Below are 22,174 nucleotides of genomic sequence, written 5' to 3'. Positions count from 1 at the left end.
TAACCTAAGCCTGGCCCTTTTTCGCTGCGCGCAGCATCTGACCCATCATCTGGCCAAACTTGCCCGAGCCGCGCTGATACAAAGCCCCGTCAACGGCCATGACTGTTCCGCTGATATAGCTCGCCATATCAGAGCTAAGGAATAGGCAGGCATTTGCCACATCCTGGGGCTGACCCCAGCGACCCAGCGGGACGTCCCGACGCAGCTCTTCATGGGCATTTTCGGTAGGGGCCAGCCGTTTTGCGCCTTCGGTTCCTTCGATAAAACCCGGAACGACCGAATTCACGCGAATCCCTTCGACGCCCCATTCCATTGAAAGGGTTCGGGTGATCTGATCAACGCCCGCCTTGGCGGCGCAAACATGGGCTTGCCCTTCGTAAGGCAGATAGGATTGCGGGGCCGAAATGTTGATAATGCTGGCACCGGGACGTTTGAGATAGGGGTAGGCCCCTTTCATGACGTGGATCGTGCCCATCAGATCGATATCTATGACCGCCTTGAATGCATTGACCGACATTTCAGATGCCAGCGCTGGGAAGTTGCCGGCAGCACCAGAAATTAGGACATCGAAATCTCCAAAAGCGTCGTGGAATTGCTTAAGGCCTTCGGCTACGGCCTCTGGATTGCGAACGTCGAACGCCGCGCCGATCGCGTCGGATGCGCCTGCTGCTTTCAACGCGGCCACGGTATCATCGACCTTTGCCTGCGACCGGCTGGCGACAGCCAGATTAGCACCCGAGGCCGCAAAGGCCTCGGCAATGCCGCGATTGATACCGCTGGTGCCACCAATGACGATGACGGTCTTACTTGAAAAATCCATTTAGGCCTCCGGTGGTACGGGGGCCTTACTCTCCGTAGGGCACCCAGATGTTTTTCACTTCGGTCGCAGCCTGCAGGAAGCGGCGCGAATGGTCCACGCTCCAGTCAAATGCCGTCGCGTTATTGACCCAAGTCCGCTTCAGATTTCCGGCCGAGACGACCTCGATATCTTTAGACAGATCGGTGGACGAGAACGACCAGACCGCATCCACGTTCAGATGCGAGGCCAGCGGCTTTGCCAGCTCTGCGTGGCTGCCGGTCAGGATGTTGACCACACCGGCGGGCACGTCCGAGGTTTCTAGGATCTGGTAAAAATCCGTTGCTGCCAGCGGGTAGGGCTCACTTGCCGCCAGAACCACCCGGTTGCCCATCGCAATCGCCGGAGCCATGGCTGAGACCAGGCCCAACAGGGGCGATTCGTCGGCGCACAGGGCGCCGATCACGCCAACGGACTCTTTCATGGCAATCGCCACACCTCGGATCGGAACGCCATGCACCTGACCGTCATACTTGTCAGCCCACGCAGCGGCGGAGAACAGGCGCTGGATCGAGGCCTCAACCTCTTTCGCGCCGTCCTTTTTGCCGGTCATTGCGTCGATACGAGCGGCGAACTCACCCGCACGCGCCGAGAGGTTTTCGCCGATGTAGTACAGGATCTGAGCCCGCAGATGGCCGGTGGTCTTGGACCAGCCCTTGGCCCCTGCCGCCGCCTCAACCGCATTGCGCACGTCCTTGCGGTTGGCCAGTCCCACATGGCCCAGTAGGCCGGACTTGCCCCAGACAGGTTTCGAATAGCCGCCATCGGGCCGCGCCTGCTTGCCGCCGACATACATCTTGGCGGTGCGGTCAATAGGATCGACTGGAGCGCCTTCGCCCATTGCCGCCTCAATCTTTGTCAGCGGTTTGGCCTTGGCTTTGGGCTTGGTATAGGCCGTCAGCCCTTCCCAACCGCCTTCACGGCCAAAGCCGCTTTCGCGTACACCGCCGAACCCGGCAGCAGCGTCGAACAGGTTGGTTGCGTTCACCCAGACCACGCCCGCAACCAGCTTGGGCGCGATGTCCAGCGCGAGGTTTACGTTTTCGGTCCAGACCGTTGCGGCCAACCCGTAACGGGTGTTGTTGGCCAGCTCGACCGCCTCTTCCGGAGTGCGGAAGGTCGAGGAGACCAGAACCGGGCCAAAGATCTCTTCCTGCATCAGCGGGTCCGAGGTTTCGAGGCCCGAGATCAGGGTCGGCGGGTAGTAGCAGCCATTTGCGGGCAATTCGCAGGCGGCTTGATGCACGTGGCCAGCCGTGTTGCTCTCGACCTTGCCTTTGATGGTCTGCAGCTGAACAGGGTCCACCACAGCGCCCACGTCGATGCATTTGTCCAGCGGATCCCCGATGCGCAGTGTGTCCATCCGGGCGCGCAGTTTGTCATGAAAACGATCAGCGATACCCTCCTGCACCAGAAGGCGCGAACCTGCACAGCAGACCTGACCCTGATTGAACCAGATTGCGTCGACCAGACCTTCGATGGCTGAATCAATATCGGCGTCATCAAAGACAACATAAGCAGATTTGCCGCCCAGTTCTAAGGTTAGTTCTTTGCCTGATCCCGCTGTCGCTTCACGGATACGCCGCCCAACTTCGGTCGAGCCGGTGAAGGCGACCTTGTCCACATCCGCGTTCACGATCATCTCGCCCACCGCACCGTCTCCGGTCACGATATTGACGACGCCTTTCGGCAGACCGGCCTGCGAGCAGATATCAGCAAAGAGCAGTGCGGTCAGCGAGGTGTACTCGGCCGGCTTCAGAACCACGGTGTTGCCCATGGCCAACGCAGGCGCGATCTTCCACGCCAGCATCAGCAGTGGGAAATTCCAGGGGATGATCTGGCCGCACACACCCAAGGCTTGCGCATCGGGTAGCTCGCTTTTCATCAGCTGGGCCATGCCCGCGTGGTAATAGAAATGCCGTTGCGCCAGCGGGATGTCGATGTCGCGCGATTCACGGATCGGCTTACCGTTGTCGAGGCTTTCGAGCACGGCAAACAGGCGCGAATGCTTCTGCAGCAGGCGCGCAATCGCATAGAGGTATTGTGCCCGACCCGCACCGCCCAGCTTCTCCCACTTGGGTTGCGCATTGCGAGCGGCAGAAACGGCGGCGTTCACGTCAGCCTGTTTCGCTTGTGTCAGCTTGGCCAGAACCTCTCCGGTTGCTGGGTTGCGGCTGTCGAATCCTTTGCCGGGTTTGGTAAACGCGCCATCGATGTAGTGGCCGAACTTGTCGCCCTGATCGACCAGCCAGGCCAGTGCCTCGGCTGCGCTTTCGGGGGCAGGGCCGTAGTCCATGGTCTCGAAAATCTCTTTGACTGTCATTGTTTTTGTCCTCAGCCCATGGAGTGACGGTAACCGGCAGAGTAAGCGCCGGTGACATAGTGTTCCAACTGCCGCTCGATATCGCCCAGCAGTGATGAGGCGCCAAAGCGAAACAGATCCGGCTCCAGCCAGCGGTCGCCCAGCTCGTCCTTGATCAGCGACAGATAGACCAGCGCATCCTTGGCTTTCGAAATCCCACCCGCAGGCTTGTAGCCTACGCGATAGCCGGTGCGGTCATAATAGTCGCGAATGGCTCGGATCATTACCAACGACACAGGCAAGGTGGCGTTGACGCTTTCTTTGCCGGTCGAGGTCTTGATGAAGTCTGCCCCTGCCATCATGCACACCAGCGAGGCACGGGCGACGTTGCGCAGGCTGCCCAGCTCTCCGGTCGCCAAAATGGCTTTGACGTGTGCATCGCCGCAGGCGATGCGGAAGGCCTTCATCTCATCATACAGGGCCTGCCAGTCGCCAGACAGCACATGACGGCGCGAGATGACGATGTCGATCTCCTCGGCTCCGGCCTTCACGCTTTCTTCGATCTCTGCCACACGCAGATGAAACGGAGAGAGCCCGGCCGGGAAGCCAGTGGATACCGCCGCAACCGGAATACCAGTGCCTTCCAATGCGTCCACAGCCGTTTCGATCATGTCATGGTAGACACACACCGCTCCGGTTGTGATCGGCGGCATGTCCAGCGCCTGCAGAACTGAAGACGCGACAGGCTGACGAGCCTTTGCGCACAGGCGACGAACCCGCCCAACCGTGTCATCGCCCGATAGCGTGGTCAGGTCGATCATTGTGATCGCCTTGAGCAGCCATGCGGCCTGGTATTCTTTTTTCACTGACCGCCGACCGGGCAGCGTCGCTGCGCGGCGCTCGATGGCCGAAGTGTTGGCCTGCACGGCCCGCACCCAATCCAGATCCAGATCCATTCCTGGGTTCCGGGGCTCGGTCACTTGCGGCAGATGCGGGGTGCGCACGGTGCTTTCTGAGCTCTGCGTTTCCATTATTCCGTCCTTTTGGAGGTTCGCGTCAAAATCGCATGGGTCGCAGCGAAAGGGAAGGTGTGCCAGCGTCGTAAGGGGCAAATTTTTGACCAAATGGACAAATATAGTCGCTTTCTTGCGAGTAATTCGCATTTGCATTGACTTAGTTGCGAATGGTTCTCATATTTTGACTTAACAGGATAACCGTTCGGAGTCTGAAATGATTCGTCGATCGCTAATTACGGCATTGGCTCTCGTGCTTGTGTGGCCCGTCGCCGCAATCGCTCAAGCGCCGCTGAAAGTCGTCGCCACCACCGGGATGATTGCAGACGCTGCGCGCCAGGTCGGCGGTGAACAGGTCGACGTGAAGGGCTTGATGGGACCCGGTGTCGACCCTCACGCCTATCGCCAGACCCGCACCGATATTGTTGCGATGACCCGCGCTGATCTGGTGCTGTGGCACGGCCTCTATCTAGAGGCTCAGATGGAAGGTTTCTTTGACGATCTGGGCCGCAAGCGGACAGTGGTTGCCGTGGCGGATGGCATCGACACATCGAAACTGCGCGCCCATGACGATTACGCTGACAAATTTGACCCGCATGTCTGGATGAGCCCGGTTCTGTGGCGCGATGTCGTGATCGAAGTGCAGGAAGCTCTGACCGAAGCCCGGCCCGAAGCGGCAGATAAGTTCGCAGCCAACGCACAAGTTTTTCTGGCCGAGATCGATCTGCTGGCCGCCTATGGAAAGCAGGTTTTGGCGGCCGTTCCCGAAAACAACCGCGTGTTGGTGACTGCGCATGATGCATTTGGCTATTTCGGTGATGAATATGGCTATGAGGTGCTGGGTATTCAGGGCATCTCAACCCAATCCGAGGCAGGGTTGAACCGGATCGGTGAGTTGGTCGAAACTCTGGTAGAGCGTCAGCTGAACGCCGTGTTTGTGGAGAGTTCCGTTTCAGATCGGTCTATGCGTGCCTTGATCGAGGGAGCTTCGGCCGAAGGTCACAAAGTGGGTGTTGGCGGAGAGCTGTATTCCGACGCGATGGGCGAGCCGGGCACATATGAGGGTACTTATATCGGCATGCTTGATCACAACATTACCGTTATCGCCGGCGCGCTGGGCGCGGATGTTCCCGAACGTGGCATGAACGGCAAACTGTCGGCGGGGTTCTAAACCATGATTGAACTCGCAACAGTTCAGGGCGTTTCTGTCGACGGGCAGGACATCGATCTTTGCCCTCTCGCCATTCGTGGTCTGACAGTCTCATACGGTCAGAAGCCAGCGGTTTTCTCGGTCGATATGACGGTGCAGCCCGGCGCCATGACGGCGATTATCGGGCCAAATGGGGCTGGCAAATCAACCTTGCTAAAGGCTGCTTTGGGGATCGTGTCTCCGTTGTCGGGTCAGGTGACCGTGTTTGGTCAGCCGCTCGAGGACCAGCGGGCACGCATCGCCTATGTACCGCAGCGCGCCAGCGTGGACTGGGATTTCCCGACGCGCGTGATTGATGTGGTGCTGATGGGCTTGTCGCGTCAATTGGGCCTGCTGGGTCGGGTTCGTGCCCGCCATACCGCCCGTGCCATGGACTGTCTGCACCGTGTCGGTATGCGGGAATTTGCCGACCGTCAGATCGGGCAGCTTTCTGGTGGTCAGCAACAGAGGGTCTTTCTTGCGCGCGCATTGGCACAGGATGCCGACATGTATTTGTTGGACGAACCTTTTGCAGGCGTGGACGCCGCGACTGAAAAGGCGATCATCGCCGTGCTGAAATCGTTGAAAGAGGCTGGCAAGACCGTTGTTGTAGTGCATCACGATCTGGCCACAGTCACCGACTATTTCGATCATGTGTTCCTGATCAAAACCCGCAAAGTGGCCGAGGGACCAGTGGAGCAGGCCTTTACCGCTGAAACGCTGCAGGCCGCTTATGGCGGACGTCTTGCAACGGCTCAAATCGATCAGATTTCGCGCGCGCTGGGGTAGTCATGCTTTGGGAGGCTTTGACGTTACAGCTTGGCTATAACGCCACGCTGGTTGCTATTGGTGCGACGTTACTGGGCGTATCAGCAGGTGTGACGGGCACGTTCTTATTCCTGCGTAAACGCGCGCTCGTTAGCGATGCCATCAGCCACGCGACCCTACCGGGCGTTTGCCTTGCTTTCATGGTGCTGGTGGCCCTCGGTGGTGATGGGCGTAACTTGATCGGACTGCTTGCAGGTTCGGCAATATCCGCATGGGTTGGTTTGCTCTGTATGAACTGGCTGACCAGTCGCACACGTTTGGCAGAAGATGCAGCGATCGGCGCAGTGTTATCGGTGTTCTTCGGTTTTGGGGTCGTACTGCTGACCGTTATTCAAACCATGGGGGTTGGACGCCAGGCAGGATTGGAAGGATTCTTGCTGGGTTCTACTGCTGGGATGCTATGGGCTGATGCTCTGGTCATCGCGATCGGTGGCGCGGCAACGTTGGTACTGGTGATGATCATCCGCCGCCCGATGACGATGGTCGCCTTCGATCCTGAATATGCCGCTGCGCGCGGGTTGCCCGTGCATCGGATTGATCTGGCGATGATGGGGCTCGTGATGGCGGTGACCGTGGTCGGGCTAAAGATCGTTGGTCTGATCCTGATTGTTGCTCTGCTGATCATCCCGCCTGTGACAGCGCGGTTCTGGACGGAGCGATCCGACCGCGTGGTCGTTCTGGCCGGTTTGGCCGGAGGTCTTGCAGGGTATCTGGGGGCAGGCATTTCGGCCTCGGCTCCGAACCTGCCGACCGGACCGATCATCGTTCTGGTCAGCTTTGGGTTCTTTGCCCTGTCGCTCCTGTTCGCGCCGGTTCGGGGTGTGTTGGCAGCTATTCTCAGCCACCTTCGGTTCCAGCGTCGAGTGCACATTCGGCAGGGACTGCTGGCACTGGCGCAGGGGCAGCAAATCTATGAACCCCTAACCATTCGCCTGTTACGCCGCACCGGCCTTGTGCGCGCCGATGGAGTTGCAACGGAGGAAGGGAGGGCGCGTGCGGCCAAGGCCCTACGAGACGAAAAGCGGTGGGAGATCGTCCGCGCGGATCAGGCGCATGAGGCCACTGCGGCGCTGTACGATGGGCTGCGCGATATCGAGACCGTGCTGACTCGCGATCAGATCGCCGAGATCGATCGTCGTATCGGCGGTCCGCAGGAGGTCACGCCATGAGCGGAGAAGAGTTCGTACCCCTGTCGCTGACGCCTTTGTTGATTGGGACATTCGCGGCCATCGCATGCGCTCTGCCCGGCAACTTTCTGGTGCTGCGCAAGCAAGCGCTGATTGGCGACGCGATCAGCCATGTGGTGTTGCCCGGTATTGTCGTCGCGTTTCTGCTGACAGGCGCAATTTCAACTTGGCCGATGATGCTTGGCGCAGCAGGGGCTGCTGTGGTCGCCGTGGTTATGATCGAAGCGATCCGGCGATTGGGTCAGATCGAGCCGGGGGCAGCGATGGGTGTCGTATTCACGACCATGTTCGCCGGTGGTGTCCTACTGCTTGAGCAGACTGACACTTCGACCGTCCATTTGGACGTTGAACATGCGCTTTACGGCAATCTGGAAAGCTTGATCTGGCTGGATGCAACGGACTGGTCGTCGCTGCTGGATCTACAGGCATTGGCAGGGTTGCCACCTGAATTGCCGCGCATTGCGCTGACACTGACGGGGGTCTTGCTGTTCACGTGGTTGTTCTGGCGACCGCTCAAGATATCGACCTTCGATGAAGGCTTTGCGCGTACAATTGGTATCCGCACTGGCGCGTTAGGGATGGCGCTGGTGCTCATAGCTGCGATTGCTGCTGTCGCGGCATTTGATGCAGTGGGGTCGATCATCGTGATTGCAATGTTCATCTGCCCGCCAGCTGCGGCACGGATGATGACCAACCGGTTGGAAGTCCAGATCGTCTGGAGTGTCCTGTTCGCAACCCTTTCCGCCGTGTCCGGTTATGTTTTAGCGGGCTATGGCCCATTGTGGTTGGGGGCTGCGGATGCTGTCAGCGCCGCTGGAATGATCGCCACGATATCAGGCCTGATTCTGGCGCTGACCGCTGCTTTTGGCCCATGCCGAACCCGCAGCGGAGCGCCCAGTCAGGCTTGACTTGGCGTATTCACGCCAACGCCTATCACGCAGTTTCGGCTGAACTTCGCCAAGTGGAAACAATCACGAATTCTTAACAAGATTTATTCCATTTTCGGTGATACCAAACTTTCAATTGGAAACCACAAGACCACCACTCACTCTGGTATATCCGGCCAGTTTTGACCTTAGTCGCTACCCCCTTAACGGCGCGGTCAAACTGGCCGGATACCTCGTTTAAAGCCCGCTCTTCACAATTCAAACCGGTGGTCGAATCGCGTGCGCCTATGCTAGGTCTAGCGGTATGGTGTATGCGAACCCCAATATCAGCGACAATCAACCGGTCATCCGGCAGCTTGATGACGCAGCGATCAACCGGATTGCAGCGGGTGAAGTCGTGGAACGGCCTGCTTCTGCCGTCAAGGAACTGGTCGAAAACGCCATCGATGCCGGGGCCACACGCATCGCTATTGAGGTCGCGGATGGCGGCAAGACCCTGATTCGTGTCACCGATGATGGGTGTGGGATCGCAGCGGGGGATTTGCCTCTGGCGCTGTCGCGCCATGCGACATCGAAGATCGACGGGTCAGATCTGTTGAATATCCACACATTTGGATTTCGCGGTGAAGCACTGCCCTCGCTGGGGGCGGTCGGGCGTTTGACCATCACCAGCCGTGTCTCGGGTGCTGATGCGGCCTCGATCCAGGTGTCCGGTGGCAAAATGGATGCAGTGAAGCCAGCAGCCTTGCGCGCTGGGACTGTGGTTGAGTTGCGAGACCTGTTTTACGCCACCCCGGCACGGCTGAAGTTCATGCGCACGGACCGGGCCGAGGCGCAGGCGATTTCAGACATTGTGAAACGTTTGGCGATGGCCGAGCCTTCGGTCGCGTTCACCCTGCGCGATGTCTCGGGTGGGGGAGAGGGCCGCGTGACCTTTCGTGCCGACCGCGAGAATGGCGATCTGTTTGATGCGCTGCATGCCCGATTGGCGCGCGTTCTTGGCCGTGAGTTCGCCGAGAACGCTTTGCAGATCGATGCCACACGCGAAGGGCTCAGGCTTTATGGCTATGCCGCGCTGCCGACCTATTCGCGCGGGGCTGCAGTGGCGCAGTATCTGTTCGTCAATGGGCGACCCGTACGGGACAAGATGCTGACCGGTGCGCTGCGAGCGGCCTATTTCGATTTCCTCAGCCGCGACCGGCATCCGGCGGCGGCGCTGTTCATAGATTGCGATCCAACGCTGGTGGATGTGAATGTACATCCGGCAAAATCCGAGGTTCGGTTCCGCGACCCCGGCCTCGCGCGTGGCTTGATCGTGTCCAGCCTGCGTCACGCGTTGGCCGAGGCCGGGCACCGGGCATCTTCGACCGTGGCCAACGCAACCTTGGGTGCGATGCGGCCCGAGCCCGCACCCGCAACCCCGGCGCGGGTGTATCAAATGGATCGCCCGTCACCCGCGGCGCGTCAGGCGGCCTATCGGGCGCAATCTCCGGGTTTTGCGGAACTGTCTCAGGACTATAGTGGACGCATCGTGGAACCGGTGCCCGAAACTGCACCGGAGGATGAGCCGCAAGACCTGCCCTTGGGGGCGGCGCGCGGGCAGGTGCACGAGAATTACATCATCGCCCAAACGGCAGACGGCATGGTGATCGTGGATCAACACGCCGCACATGAACGGCTGGTTTACGAAAAGCTCAAGGCTCAGATGGCCGAAAATGGCGTTGCCGCACAAGCGTTGTTGATCCCCGAAATCGTCGAACTGACAGACGGTGACTGCGCACGTCTGATGGCCGTTGCAGAGGACCTGTCGCGCTTTGGATTGACCATCGAATCCTTTGGTGGCGGGGCAATCGCCGTGCGCGAAACTCCGGCCATTCTTGGCGAGGTCGATGCCCGCGCGATGATCCTTGATATCCTTGATGAGCTTGCCGATCAGGGTGAAAGCCAGACGGTGCAGGCGCGGATCGAAGCGATCCTGAGCCGCGTGGCCTGCCATGGCTCGGTGCGGTCCGGCCGCCGTATGCGCGCCGAAGAGATGAACGCCTTGCTGCGCGAGATGGAGGCGACGCCCCATTCCGGCCAATGCAACCACGGGCGGCCGACCTATGTGGAACTGAAGCTGAGCGATATCGAACGCCTGTTCGGCCGCAGTTGATCCGCTGGCCCGCTCGGGCTATGAAGAATAAAACAAGAACATCTGAGGCGATATGATCGAGATTGCTGGCACCCAATATGCGTTGAATGACCCAATCATCCTGATTGCAGGCGGGGTGGTGGTGTTGATTCTGCTGCTTCTGTTTCTGTCACTTCGAGCGTCACAGCGTTCAGCTCGGATGGCGGAGCCGCTGGCCCGGCAGATGGCGCACCTTGGGCAGCATGTGCAGCAACTGGGCCAGGGGCAGGAACAACTGCGGGGTGGCCTACAGCATGTCTCGGATACGCAGGCCAACGCGCAGGTGCAGGTGATCCAGACCGTTGAATCCCGCCTGTCATCAGTGCAACAGCAGATGAATGACCGGCTGGCGGATAACGCGATGAAATCGGCACGCGCCCTGGCTGAGATGCAGGAGCGGATGAAGGAATCGCTGCATGGTTCGTCGAAACAGACGGCGACCTCGCTGACGCAATTGCAGGAACGTCTGGCGGCCATCGACAAGGCGCAGGACAATATCACCAAGCTTTCAGGCGACGTGCTGTCATTGCAGGATATTCTGTCGAACAAGCAGACGCGCGGGGCATTCGGGGAAATCCAGCTGAACGATATCGTTTCGAAGGCGCTGCCATCAGATAGTTTTCAGCTGCAGGCCACGTTATCGAACGGACGGCGCGCTGATTGCCTGATCAACCTGCCGAACCCTCCCGGACCGATCGTGATCGACAGTAAGTTCCCGCTGGAAGCCTATGAGGCGCTGATCGGATCGACCAACGACATGGAGCTGAAAGCAGCGGTACAGATGTTCCGCAGTACCGTGCGCAAGCACATCAACGATATTGCCGAGAAGTACATTCTGGACGGTGAAACTGCAGATGGTGCGCTGATGTTTCTACCCTCTGAGGCAGTCTATGCCGAGCTGCACGCCAAGTTCCCTGAATTGGTGCAAGAGAGTTTCTCGAAACGCGTTTGGATCGTTTCACCCACAACTTGCATGGCGACGCTGAACACCATGCGGGCGATCCTTAAAGATGCGCGTATGCGCGAACAGGCCGGTGCGATCCGCAAGGAATTGGGGCTGCTGCATAAGGATGTGGAACGTTTAGGCGACCGGGTGTCGAACCTCGACCGTCATTTCGGGCAGGCTGCAAAGGATATCTCGGAAATCAAGATCAGCGCGGAAAAGGCGGGTCGCCGGGCGCAACGATTGGATAATTTCGATTTCGAAGAGCTTGCGCCGGATGTCCAAACAAACGTCGTGCCGCTGGGCAAAACCGAAGGGTAAGCGTTATTGGATCGACAGGTCCAAATTGTAACCAACCGTCTTGCCTGTGTCGCGATCGTTACCCATCAGATAAACACGTATGGTGTAGTCGCCATCATCGGGAAGCTCGATCCGGGCGGTATTTCCATCGATTGAGCCGTTGTAAATTGCGACGCCGTCGCTATCCGGCGGCAAGATGTTGAAATAGATCACGCCGTTGCCATTGGTGTCACTGACCTTAAGGTCGGCGAACATCTCCTGCCCAGCCTTGGCGCCCAGTTTATAGTCGAAGTATTCGTCGCCGGTGACAGTCCCATTCACCATCGTGCCGAAATTGCCCGGTTGGAATTTAACGTCTGCGGACATCTGTGCGGAAACGCTGGCTCCAAAAGTCAGCAAAAGCGCTGTGACTGCCATCCTTAAGAACATTTATAACCCCGATTTAGTTAGCGTCGATAAACAACCCTACCACAACGGATCAGATTCGAAGGAATGGTTGGAACAGGCGCGGCATCAGCTTGCTGAACTTCAGTGGAGCATCAGTGACGGCCAGGCAAATGCAGTCTTCAGAAATATCTGCCGTAGGGGTATGATGGATAGACTGGTCAGCGATTTCGACATCGCCGCGGTCGAAGCGGTCGATCTCGTCAGAGAATGCACCCTGCAGGACCATCGTCAGTTCTATGCCTTTATGGCTGTGATCCGGCACCGCTGCCCCGGCGGGGATAAACAACAACCGGGCGGTGGCTTCGCTGGTCGTGGGCAGGATTGCCTGTTTGACACCCATGCCGACGGGCTTCCATTTGATCGCGTTCACGTCGCCGCCGACATAGTCCTGCAGCGGTGTCGGAAGAACTGCACAAGACGGGTGCGCGGGTTTCACCTTTGGTGCGCCCTGAGCAATCAATGCCATTGTTGCCGCCAGTGAACCGTCACTCATGCTTGCTGACGCATCTTGTTCCTGCAAAACGCATCCGCCAACTGCGTCAAAGCTTTCAGCGCGGGCGCGGCAGTGGTCGCACAGAGACAGATGCGTTGCGACCATCAGGTCGAACGCTTCGGGCAGATTGCCTGCGGCATAGGCCATCAGCAGGTCGTCTGTCAGGTGATGTTTAATCTCGTTTTTCATGCTCGTCATCTCAGTTCATCGCGTGGCGCAAGCGGTCCAGCGCCAGCCGTATCCGTGATTTGATCGTTCCCAAGGGCAACCCGGTCTGAGATGCGATTTCTCGATGGCTCAGATCTCCGAAGTAGGCCTTCTCGATCAGCTGTCTTTGCGCCTCAGGTAATGCCGCCATGGCATCACGCAGCTGCGCGGTTTCCTGTTGCAGCGCTAGAACGTCTTCCTGTTCCGGCTCCGCCTCCGGCCCCCACCCGAGGTCTTCGGGTTCGGGGCGGCGTTGCTTGCGCAATACGTCAATGCGCTTGTTCCTTGCGATCGTGAACACCCAGGTCGCAACCGTTGCCCTTGTCGGGTCAAACAGATGCGCCTTGTGCCACAAGGTCGCCATGACCTCCTGCGCGCATTCTTCAGCCAGGGCGGCATCCGAACCGGACTTGATCAGGAACGCCTTGATACGAGGCGCGAAATGCTGAAAAAGTTCGGCGAAGGCCGCCTGATCCTGAGCGTCTCGGATTCGACGGACGTGTTCCACCCAATCCTTTCTGGCGCCACAAGTATTATTCTGTCCGTTCACCGAGTTGCCCTTAAAACGCTTAGGTCCGCGCCAAACAATTCTTCCAGCAGCTTCTGCCGCCGGTTCGTCCAATGTCGCGGTGTCAGTCTCAGTAAACATAATCACAATACGTGGGGACACCCAAGGTGGATCAGTCGGTTGGATAAATTTCATCCAAAACCGGCTGAATATCGTATTGTGAGATACCAGATATGCGGAAATGCATGTCAATTGAATGATTTGCGGGCAGGACGGAAAATCTGTTTTATGAACAGAATTGATTATATCGCGGGCCATACCTTTCACGGGCGCAAAGGTGCGGTCGAGAATGCGTTTCGCTATTCCGTCGATTACATCTTGCTAGACCCCGAGGCCCACCCCAAGACCCCATCCCTGTTTTCGATCAATGGCGCGAACCTGACAAGCTGGCAAGATTGCGATCATGGGGGTGAACCTGGTCAGGGTCGCGGGGCGATCTGGCTGCGTGAATGCTTTGAGGCGCAAGATATTCCACAACCGGACAGGATGACCTTGCTGACACAACCCCGTGTGTTGGGGCATGTGTTCAATCCGGTCAGTTTCTGGTTCTGTTTTGATAAAGATAACCAGCTTTATGCTGTGGTGGCCGAGGTGACCAACACTTATGGCACACGCCATAGCTACTTGTGCCACAAACCCGATCTTTCATCGATTGCACCTACCGATCGGATACTTGCGGACAAGCTGATGCATGTCTCTCCGTTTCAGAAGATCGAGGGCACCTATACCTTCCGCTTTGACTATCAGGACGAACGTGTTGGTGTCTGGATCGATTATGGGCGTGCCCGAGGCGGTTTGATTGCCACGCTGACCGGTCCGCGCCAGCCGTACAGCAACCGGATCATTTTTCAGTCTCTCTGGCGGCGTCCGTTCGGCGCGCGTCGGGCGGTGTTTCTGATCCACTGGCAGGCGGTGAAGCTGTGGTTCAAACGGGCGCGGTTCAGCCCGTTTCGTACCGCGCCGGTTCCCGATCAGCCTGTATCCCGGTCGCGGCACTAAAGCCCTCCGCTTTGCGCAAGATCAAAGACGGTCACCTGCGGGATCGTGCAGAAATGCCTGGACCGCGAACACGAGGAGTTGAGACAGATGTTGGAAATCTCGGCAAGAAAGATCGCCCAGGTCGCCATGATGGGGCGTGAACTGGACCGGGCCGAGGGCGAATTGCGCGCATTCATCGACCGTATGGGTGAGGATGAGCAAGCAGAGCTGGTGGCCGTCATGTGGATCGGTCGAGAAAGCTTTTTTGCCGAGGATTTGGCCGAAGCGATTGCGACGGCTAAGTCCGAAGCCTCGACGCCTTGCGCGGATTATCTGATCGGAACACCGCATTTGTCGGACCATCTGGAAAACGGTTTGGACGCGCTGGGTATTTCAGCCGAGGACGTTGAAAACGATCTGATGTAGTCGGTGATCTGGCGACGGGTCAGCTTATCCTAGCGTATGAAGCAAAATTAATGCGGCCTTCCGTCGGGGTTAATGTCGAGTTCTTTGATCAGGTTCATCAAACACAGCGATGAATCTAGGAGGAACCGTCATGGCACATGTCAATGCAACCGGAGCAGATCATCGGGATCTGCTTTTTGGCCAACTTGTGAACCAAACAGTGCCAAAGTCAGGATGGCAGCGCCGCAAGGTCTACAAGAACACGATCCGGGCGCTTGAAGGACTCAGCGATCGTCAGCTTTTTGATATCGGCATTCCGCGTGGTGAGATCAGGCGGCGCGTATATCGAAACGTCTATCAGAACATACCCTATCTGAACGGCGTTTAAGCCTTTCCGGCGCTGTACGGAAAGCGGTCCATTGTAAATTTTGCTGAGGTAACAAGTATGCTGGATGCCAACCCAATCCCGAAACAAACCCCTTCAAAAAGCGCATTGATGCTGTTTGACCGGGCGATGAGAATACACGCGATCAGGGCGGATATCGTTTGTGCCGCCCAGGAACTGAACCGGCTTTCTGATTCCGATCTGTCAGAACTGGGCATCAATCGCTGCGATGTTGAAGCGGTGATTGCGCAATACATCTGACGATGGCGGGTTAAGCCGCATTAAGAACGCAGCCGCTCCGAAGATACCGGAGCGGCTGTTTGTGATTTAGGCCGTGTGGTCCACGATCTGCAGGTGCTGCGCCAGCTTGTCGATCTCGTGCATCCAGTCCTGCACCAGCTTCGGGTCGCTGGGTGCAGCGTGAACTCCTGCGGGAATAGCGCGGTTCAGTACGGCCTCGACGGCCAATGAAACCGGGATCGAAACCAGCCGCGCCATCGCCGTCCCGCGCGCGTCGCCCCAGGCATCCATGACATAGGTTTTGTGCCAAACTTCGACGCCGTCCTTTTCCGCCTTCAGGCCCACACATAAAACCACGCGGTCAGGCTCGCCCTCGTCATAGGCGTTCTCGGCCCAGAACTGATCCGACATCTCTTTCAAGCGCGCATCGCCTTCGGGGCCGGACAGCGTTTCGATTTCGGTGAACACATCTGACCACGCCTCAGCCCAGCCGTTCAGGCGCAGGGTGCCACGGACAAATTGCTTGACCGGCCAGTGATCCTCGAACTGGTACTCGGCCTTGAAGGGGATCGAGTCGCGGTTCGGGTAGACTTCGAAGCTTTCCGGAGTGGGCAGCGGTGCGATGTAGCTGGTGATCGCGTCCCAAGGTCGGGCGACATCCAGCGGCGCGTAGTCCCGGATTGACTTGGAAGGAGAGCGCAGCGCCTTGAGCACACCCAGAGGTGACCAGCTGAATTTGTAGCGGAACGGGTTGGGATTCTTGGGAACGCCTCCGCAATAAGAGATAAAGCTCAGGTGGTTTTGCGGATCAAACGCGTCCGAGGCGCGGTAATCGGCAACCAGAGCGTGCGCCATCAGATGGTCGATGCCCGGGTCCAACCCAACTTCGTTAACCAGTGCAACCCCGGCCTCGCGGGCCTCGCCGTCCAGCGCGCGCATCTCAGGTGCGATATATGAGGAAGAGACAAAGTTGGCTTCTTTCGAGATTGCCAATTCTGCCAAAGGTACATGCCAGTCACCAGGCAGCATCGATACGATGACGTCACCTTTTCCCAGCACCTCACCCAATGCATCGATGTCGAAGGCGCGGATGTCGTCGGTGAGGTCACCGACCTCTGTCTTGGCCTTCTCAATGGTCCGGTTCCAGACAGTGACTTTGTGCCCGCCTTCAATAAGACGGCGCAGGCCGGGGATGGCCGACAGGCCGGTGCCGCACCAGTGAATCGTCATCGCTCAGATCCCTTCAATATGAGTTTTGTAAGTTGCTTCTGCCCGGCCCCAGACGCCGCTATCCAGATCGGTGAGGGTCAACAACGACGGAAGCAATTGCGCCGCGTAGTCCTCGGAACTTTCGACAGGCAGCATCGACGGCAGGTTGTCGATCGCCATAACATCCATCACCGGATCGGTGGCCACGCGCAAGGCGGGGGCATCCCATGTGGTCGCGCGGTCATAGACCGGCACCGGGTTGTAATCGCTATCCGGGTCGCAGGCCACATCGCCGATAGCTGTAAGGTTCCGCGAGGTGGTCAGCGCTGACCTCGGGACAAAGACCGGTGTGCCGGGACGAGCGAAGATACAGTTCAGGAACAGGTCGTGGTCGAGGATTTCTGGGAATGGTCCGCCGCGGGCGGTTTCAGCCATGTCCCATTTGGTAACGCTGACGCCCATTGCCTCGCAGAGATCAGCCGCGCCTGTGCCAACACGGCCCAACGCACCGATGACGATGGCGCGGGGACGGTCGGCGCCGGTGGAGTCCAGCTCAGCCAGCAATTCGGCATTCAACGTGTCTTTGTTCTTATAAACACCAACCGGCGGGCATTCTTCATTTCGTTGCTGGGCCGCCCATGTCTTGAGCGTCACGGCAGCCCCCGCGTATCCAGCCCAATAGCCGAAAGCGGCAACCCGGCGGCCGTTTTCCTCGACCAGATACTCCAGATCATAAAGTGTGCCGCCGCCAGCCTTGAACCGCTGCAAAAGCGCGCGTCCTGAATGTTGCCCCTTATAGGCATGGCCGAACATGATATGGCGGTGGGGCAGGGGCGTGCCGTCCTCGGGCAGCTCCTTGAGGCCAAAGATGATCGCGTCCAGCGGGGCATTGGGCCAGGAATTCTCAGCCGCGATTTCACAGCCCGCGTCCTTGTAGCCATCAATTGCGATGGCGCGGACGGAACTTTCCTCGACCGTCACGCGGATGCCTGCCGCGATCAACGCGGCAGTGCCTTCGGGGGTCAGCCCGACCCGTTCCTCGTTCGGGCGCTGTTCTGCCCGGACCCAGAGATGTGTCATTCCAATTCCTTTTGTCAGAGCATACCGGCAGTGCGTACCGCCTGTACCGAGGGACGCGCCTCCATCGCTTCGCGGAAGGCGATGATCTTTGGAAAGGCCGAGACGTCAACACCGTCGCCCTCCAGCCAGCTGCAAACCACGTACAGGTACGCGTCGGCCAGCGAGAACGCCTCGCCCAAAACAAACGGCCCACGCAACCCGTTCGACGAGATATATGCGCAGGACTCAGTCATGTTTTGCGCGACTTTGTCCTTCATGTCTTTCCAGCTGGATTTCTTGTCTGCCCAACGGGGCCCGCGCATCTTGTGGGCATGGTTCACATGCATGGTCGAGGCGAGATAAAACATCACCTCTCGCATCCGCGCCGCCATAACCGGATCTGATGGCACCAATCCCGCCTCGGGCGCTTTAGCGGCAATGTATTCCAGCAACGCTCCGGTTTCGGTCAGAATGCCGCCATCCACAACCAGTGCCGGGACCCGACCTTTTGGATTGATCTGCTTATAGGCGGGTTTGGTTTGCTCACCTCCGGCAAAGTCCAGTTGGATGGCCTCATACTCAAGCCCGGCCTCTTCCAGCGCAATTGCCACGGCGACCGAGATTGTGCGGGGGGCATAATAAAGTTGCATTGTAGCTTCCTTACAGATGGGTCTGCGCGAACTGACGGTCTGGCGCTTCCAGATGGGGCACTGCGTTGAACAGAACCGGACTTAGCTGCGCGCCAATCGGGTGCAGACGATGCATCGACGTGTTCATGATGGCAAGCGCCACCCGCGCCATTGATGGGATATCCAAGCCCATCGCCTGCCGCACCACCATCGAGATCAGCCCGCCCGAGGTCACGACAATTGCCGGACCGCCTTCGGTGCCTATCTCACGCAGAGCGTCGCGAACGCGAGTCTCGAACTCTTCAAAGGTTTCCGGCGTATCTTCGATCTCGCCCCGGGACCAGGCGGCAAAGGTGCGGGGCAAGTGCTCGACAAAGCCTTCGCGGTCGGTTGGTATTTCAACCCCGTGCTGCTGTTGGAATAACTGGGCAAGGGTGAAATACTCGATCTCGTTTAGCCGCTCATCCCGAGTTGGCTGCGGCAGCCCCATGCTGGCCGCAGTTTCCACGTGCCGGTTGAGTGTGCCGCAATAAACCCGAGGGTAATGCAGGCGGGTATCGCGCAAATGCGCGCCCAGCCAACGGGCCTGTTGGTGACCCAGTTCGCTCAGCCGGTCATAGCTCAGCTCATCCCGTGCGGTTGTGTTGGCCTGCCCGTGGCGCACTAATGTGATATGTGACATGATGATCCCTCTTGCGTTGACGTCTTAGGGCAGGTTCGGGGCCGGGACCAGAGGGCTTTCACGCGGGCCCGAAAAAACTCCTATATCAGGCGAAGTTTACCGCTATGGTCACCCCGACAAGGAGGACCCATGGCTGTCGATCACACACGGTTTCTGACCGATCTGCACACGCTGCGTTCATTCGGGGCTTCGGGCGTCGGCAAGGGCGTCATCCGTCCCGCCTATTCCAAAGCTGATATCGCCGCGCGCCAGTGGCTCGCCGCGCGCATGGCCGAGGCTGGGCTGACCCCGCATGTCGACCCGGTTGGAAACCTGTTCGGGTTGGCTGATGGACCCTCGCTGCTGATGGGCTCGCATTCCGACAGCCAGCCCGAGGGCGGTTGGCTGGACGGAGCCCTGGGCGTCATTGCGGCACTGGAAATCGCGCGTTCCAGTGATCGACCCATCTCGGTCGTCAGTTTTCAGGACGAAGAAGGGCGGTTCGGCGTCACCACCGGATCGGCGGTCTGGTCAGGTGGATTATCTTTGGAACAGGCGGACGTGCTGATTGATGGCTCAGGCGTCACCTTTGGCAGCGCGCGGGCTGAAATGGCAAAGAAGTCGCAAGGCTTTGTTGATCCTGTCCGGTTCAGCGGCTTCATCGAAATGCACATCGAACAGGGCCCGGCACTGGATGCAGCCGGTGAACAGATCGGCGTTGTCACCGATATCGTCGGCATCCGCGATATGGTCATCACCTTCCAAGGCCAGCAAAACCATGCTGGAACCACGCCAATGCATTTGCGACGTGACGCGTTTCAGGCCCTGTCGCTGTTCAACACGCGCCTCAATGACCGGTTCCGTAATGTGGTCATGCCGCAAACCGTCTGGACCATCGGGCGTGTTGATGTTCACCCCAATGCGTCCTCTATCGTGCCGGGACGGGTGCGGTTTTCGATGCAATGGCGCGACGGCGATCCTGAGCGTCTGGTGCGTATGGAAGACATCATTCGCGCGACCGCACAGCAGATTGCCGAAGAGCAGGGCGTAACACTAACCTACGGCCCGATGCTGGGGTTAGAGCCCGTCAGCATGGACCCGGTTTTGCGCGGTGCGCTGGAAAGCGGCGCGCAGGCCATTGCGCCTGGGCGTTGGCGCAATATGCCATCCGGAGCGCTCCACGATGCCACCAATGTCTCGCGCCTGATGCCGGTTGCGATGCTCTTTGTCCCGTCGATTGACGGAATCAGCCACGATTTTGCCGAAGACACAGCCGAAGAGGATTTGGTTGCGGGTCTCAGGGTGCTTGATCGCGCAGTTCATTCCCTTGAGGAATGAAGGTAAGTTGAAGACCATTTCATGATTTTCCACGCGAAACCAAGTTACTATCGGGGATGTCCACCAGCTATGGGCGGGTGCTCGGCACAGTTTTATTGACTCCGAACAAGGAGTGTTGCCTAACGGAAAAAAGTTTCCTATAGGAACATTATTGATGCATGCACCCGTATACTGTTCTGACGTGATCGAGGCGATCCGCTGAAATCCTGGGCTGAATCGTTGCAATCTGTGCAGCTTGGGTCAGACTGACAGGAACGTTTCTGGGTAACTGATACAAAGCAGGTGGCCACCATGACTTCGTCCTTAAAACGCACGCCTCTTCACGCTTTGCATGTTGAGTTGGGGGGTAAGTTGGTTGATTTTGCGGGATGGGAGATGCCTGTTCAGTATCCTTTGGGGATTATGGGGGAGCATAAGCAGTGTCGTGAGAAGGCGGCGGTGTTTGATGTGTCTCATATGGGTCAGGTGATTTTGCGGGGCGAGAATGTGGGTGAGAAGCTGGAAGCGCTTTGCCCGCAGGCCTATGCGACGCTGAAGGAAGGCAAGGCGCGGTACGGGTTCTTTACGAACGCAGAAGGCGGGATCATGGATGACCTGATCGTGTCGAATGCGGGCGATCATTACTTTGTGGTGGTGAACGCGGCGCTGCGGCATCAGGACATTCCGCATATGCGTGAGCACCTTGAAGGCGTCGAAGTGATCGAGATTTTCGACCGCGCGCTGGTGGCGGTTCAGGGCCCTGCGGCGGAAAACGTTGTGGGCGAACTGTGCCCCGCCGCGCGTGATCTAAAGTTCATGGAAACCACGGTTGCCGATATCAACGGTGTTGAGTGCCGTATCTCGCGGCTGGGCTATACCGGCGAGGATGGCTACGAGATCTCGATCCCCGAGGACAAGGCGATCGAGATCACCAAAGCCTTCCTGGCGCATGAGGATTGCGAAGCGGCCGGTCTGGGCGCGCGCGACAGCCTGCGGCTTGAGGCAGGTCTGTGCCTTTATGGCAATGACATCGACCAGAGCACCTCGCCGGTCGAGGCCTCGCTGGGCTGGGCGATGCAAAAGCGCCGCAAGGAAGAGGGCGGTTTCCCGGGCGCGGACCGCGTGCAGAAGGAACTGGCCGAAGGTCCCGCCAAAAAGCTGGTGGGCATCAAGCCCGAAGGCCGTGCGCCTGCGCGTCAGGGTGTGGAAGTGCAGTGCCTTGAGGGCAACAGCATCGGCCAGATCACCTCGGGCGTGTTTGGCCCCACGGTGGGTGGACCGGTGGCGATGGGCTATGTGAGCAAAGGCCATGGCGAGCCGGGCGAGAAGGTGAACCTGATCATCCGGGGCAAGCCGCAACCGGCTGAGATCGTGGCGCTGCCCTTCGTCAAACAGAATTACAAGCGTTGAAGTCAGGAGAGAGAGACATGGCAACCTATTATTCCGAAGAGCATGAATGGCTGAGCGTTGACGGCGACACCGCCACGCTGGGCATCACCAAACACGCCGCCGAGCAATTGGGTGACGTGGTGTTCGTGGAACAGCAGGAAGCAGGCGACGAGTTCGAAAAAGGCGGCGAGATCGGCGTGATTGAATCCGTCAAGGCGGCGTCCGAGCTTTACGCACCGGTCGACGGCGAGATCACCGAGGTGAACGAGGCACTGGCCGACAATCCCGGCGCGCTGAACGAAGACCCCGAAGGCGAGGCCTGGATCTACAAGATCAAGATCGCGGACGCCTCGCAGCTCGAAGACCTGATGGACGAGGCCGGCTACAAGGCCTTCATCGGTTAACTCAGGCGGCGGGTCCGTGCGCGGCCCCGCCCCTTCATCTGTTTCCAAATACTTCCGCCGGAGGCTCCTGCCGTCTCCGCCGGGCCTGACCTATCCTTGAGGAGC

General features: G+C 58.6%; 23 protein-coding genes. 13 read left to right on the top strand and 10 right to left on the bottom strand.

What is annotated here, in order from left to right; genetic code table 11:
* Positions 1-4: 4 nt before the first annotated feature.
* The 3 genes from I5192_RS15060 to deoC are packed head-to-tail and all read right to left on the bottom strand — an operon-like array spanning position 5 to position 4,189.
* Positions 5-820: an SDR family oxidoreductase gene (locus tag I5192_RS15060; RefSeq protein WP_223117187.1), complete on the bottom strand. Its 816-nt coding sequence runs from the start codon at positions 818-820 to the stop codon at positions 5-7.
* A gap of 25 nt (positions 821-845) precedes the next feature.
* The gene (locus I5192_RS15055) at positions 846-3,179 is read right to left on the bottom strand and encodes an aldehyde dehydrogenase family protein (RefSeq protein WP_223117186.1); all 2,334 of its coding nucleotides are present in this window, start codon (positions 3,177-3,179) and stop codon (positions 846-848) included.
* An 11-nt stretch (positions 3,180-3,190) separates the two neighbouring features.
* A complete protein-coding gene (gene deoC / locus I5192_RS15050; RefSeq protein WP_170802576.1) occupies positions 3,191-4,189 on the bottom strand; it encodes a deoxyribose-phosphate aldolase in 999 nt (332 codons plus the stop codon).
* Between the two features lie 199 nt (positions 4,190-4,388).
* Here deoC and I5192_RS15045 point away from each other — a divergent pair, with 199 nt between their 5' ends.
* The 6 genes from I5192_RS15045 to I5192_RS15020 all read left to right on the top strand — a co-directional run bounded on the left by I5192_RS15045 (position 4,389) and on the right by I5192_RS15020 (position 11,699).
* Positions 4,389-5,342: a metal ABC transporter solute-binding protein, Zn/Mn family gene (locus I5192_RS15045; RefSeq protein WP_223117185.1), complete on the top strand. Its 954-nt coding sequence runs from the start codon at positions 4,389-4,391 to the stop codon at positions 5,340-5,342.
* A 3-nt stretch (positions 5,343-5,345) separates the two neighbouring features.
* Positions 5,346-6,149, top strand: coding sequence for a metal ABC transporter ATP-binding protein (locus tag I5192_RS15040; RefSeq protein ID WP_223117184.1), 804 nt, complete (start codon positions 5,346-5,348; stop codon positions 6,147-6,149).
* A gap of 2 nt (positions 6,150-6,151) precedes the next feature.
* Positions 6,152-7,357 (top strand): metal ABC transporter permease, encoded by a 1,206-nt coding sequence (locus tag I5192_RS15035; protein ID WP_223117183.1) that lies wholly within the window; start codon positions 6,152-6,154, stop codon positions 7,355-7,357.
* Positions 7,354-8,283, top strand: a complete 930-nt coding sequence (locus tag I5192_RS15030; RefSeq protein WP_170394614.1) for a metal ABC transporter permease — start codon at positions 7,354-7,356, stop codon at positions 8,281-8,283. Before I5192_RS15035 ends, I5192_RS15030 begins: the two co-directional genes overlap by 4 nt.
* Before the next feature lie 283 nt (positions 8,284-8,566).
* The gene (gene mutL, locus I5192_RS15025; RefSeq protein WP_223117182.1) at positions 8,567-10,417 is read left to right on the top strand and encodes a DNA mismatch repair endonuclease MutL; all 1,851 of its coding nucleotides are present in this window, start codon (positions 8,567-8,569) and stop codon (positions 10,415-10,417) included.
* Between the two features lie 52 nt (positions 10,418-10,469).
* Positions 10,470-11,699, top strand: a complete 1,230-nt coding sequence (locus I5192_RS15020; protein ID WP_223117181.1) for a DNA recombination protein RmuC — start codon at positions 10,470-10,472, stop codon at positions 11,697-11,699.
* A 3-nt stretch (positions 11,700-11,702) separates the two neighbouring features.
* On the opposite strand, the gene I5192_RS15015 is transcribed toward I5192_RS15020, so the two are convergent.
* The 3 genes from I5192_RS15015 to I5192_RS15005 all read right to left on the bottom strand — a co-directional run bounded on the left by I5192_RS15015 (position 11,703) and on the right by I5192_RS15005 (position 13,333).
* Entirely contained in the window at positions 11,703-12,044 is a 342-nt protein-coding gene (locus tag I5192_RS15015; protein ID WP_255611950.1) for a hypothetical protein, read from the bottom strand.
* Positions 12,045-12,156: 112 nt separating this feature from the next.
* The gene (locus I5192_RS15010) at positions 12,157-12,807 is read right to left on the bottom strand and encodes a ChrR family anti-sigma-E factor (protein ID WP_170408477.1); all 651 of its coding nucleotides are present in this window, start codon (positions 12,805-12,807) and stop codon (positions 12,157-12,159) included.
* A gap of 10 nt (positions 12,808-12,817) precedes the next feature.
* Complete coding sequence (locus I5192_RS15005) at positions 12,818-13,333, bottom strand: sigma-70 family RNA polymerase sigma factor (protein ID WP_370644455.1); 516 nt, start codon at positions 13,331-13,333, stop codon at positions 12,818-12,820.
* 288 nt (positions 13,334-13,621) lie between these two features.
* Here I5192_RS15005 and I5192_RS15000 point away from each other — a divergent pair, with 288 nt between their 5' ends.
* The 4 genes from I5192_RS15000 to I5192_RS14985 all read left to right on the top strand — a co-directional run bounded on the left by I5192_RS15000 (position 13,622) and on the right by I5192_RS14985 (position 15,422).
* Entirely contained in the window at positions 13,622-14,392 is a 771-nt protein-coding gene (locus I5192_RS15000) for a DUF1365 domain-containing protein (protein WP_170598437.1), read from the top strand.
* 87 nt (positions 14,393-14,479) lie between these two features.
* The gene (locus I5192_RS14995) at positions 14,480-14,797 is read left to right on the top strand and encodes a DUF3775 domain-containing protein (protein ID WP_170408475.1); all 318 of its coding nucleotides are present in this window, start codon (positions 14,480-14,482) and stop codon (positions 14,795-14,797) included.
* Positions 14,798-14,927: 130 nt separating this feature from the next.
* On the top strand, positions 14,928-15,164 hold the full coding sequence (locus I5192_RS14990) for a DUF1127 domain-containing protein (protein WP_170648748.1): 237 nt from the start codon (positions 14,928-14,930) through the stop codon (positions 15,162-15,164).
* A gap of 57 nt (positions 15,165-15,221) precedes the next feature.
* The gene (locus I5192_RS14985; RefSeq protein ID WP_223117180.1) at positions 15,222-15,422 is read left to right on the top strand and encodes a DUF1127 domain-containing protein; all 201 of its coding nucleotides are present in this window, start codon (positions 15,222-15,224) and stop codon (positions 15,420-15,422) included.
* A gap of 66 nt (positions 15,423-15,488) precedes the next feature.
* Here I5192_RS14985 and I5192_RS14980 read toward each other — a convergent pair whose 3' ends face one another.
* The 4 genes from I5192_RS14980 to I5192_RS14965 are packed head-to-tail and all read right to left on the bottom strand — an operon-like array spanning position 15,489 to position 18,980.
* Positions 15,489-16,631 (bottom strand): saccharopine dehydrogenase family protein, encoded by a 1,143-nt coding sequence (locus I5192_RS14980; RefSeq protein WP_223117179.1) that lies wholly within the window; start codon positions 16,629-16,631, stop codon positions 15,489-15,491.
* Positions 16,632-16,634: 3 nt separating this feature from the next.
* Positions 16,635-17,690, bottom strand: coding sequence for a saccharopine dehydrogenase (locus tag I5192_RS14975; protein WP_170598443.1), 1,056 nt, complete (start codon positions 17,688-17,690; stop codon positions 16,635-16,637).
* A gap of 14 nt (positions 17,691-17,704) precedes the next feature.
* On the bottom strand, positions 17,705-18,319 hold the full coding sequence (locus tag I5192_RS14970; protein ID WP_170566999.1) for a glutathione S-transferase family protein: 615 nt from the start codon (positions 18,317-18,319) through the stop codon (positions 17,705-17,707).
* A 10-nt stretch (positions 18,320-18,329) separates the two neighbouring features.
* Complete coding sequence (locus tag I5192_RS14965) at positions 18,330-18,980, bottom strand: histidine phosphatase family protein (protein WP_170626797.1); 651 nt, start codon at positions 18,978-18,980, stop codon at positions 18,330-18,332.
* A 129-nt stretch (positions 18,981-19,109) separates the two neighbouring features.
* Between I5192_RS14965 and I5192_RS14960 the strand changes: the two genes are divergently transcribed.
* From I5192_RS14960 to gcvH, 3 genes are all read left to right on the top strand, one after another.
* Positions 19,110-20,297 carry a Zn-dependent hydrolase gene (locus tag I5192_RS14960; RefSeq protein ID WP_223117178.1) on the top strand — a complete coding sequence of 396 codons (1,188 nt, stop codon included), beginning with the start codon at positions 19,110-19,112 and terminating at the stop codon, positions 20,295-20,297.
* A 291-nt stretch (positions 20,298-20,588) separates the two neighbouring features.
* Positions 20,589-21,686 carry a glycine cleavage system aminomethyltransferase GcvT gene (gene gcvT / locus I5192_RS14955; protein ID WP_223117177.1) on the top strand — a complete coding sequence of 366 codons (1,098 nt, stop codon included), beginning with the start codon at positions 20,589-20,591 and terminating at the stop codon, positions 21,684-21,686.
* A 17-nt stretch (positions 21,687-21,703) separates the two neighbouring features.
* Positions 21,704-22,069 (top strand): glycine cleavage system protein GcvH, encoded by a 366-nt coding sequence (gene gcvH, locus I5192_RS14950; protein ID WP_170393732.1) that lies wholly within the window; start codon positions 21,704-21,706, stop codon positions 22,067-22,069.
* Positions 22,070-22,174: the final 105 nt, after the last annotated feature.

The sequence above is a fragment of the Ruegeria sp. SCSIO 43209 genome, from assembly GCF_019904295.1.
Taxonomy (GTDB): Bacteria; Pseudomonadota; Alphaproteobacteria; order Rhodobacterales; family Rhodobacteraceae; genus Ruegeria.
This window is presented reverse-complemented; position numbering and strand designations above follow the sequence as displayed.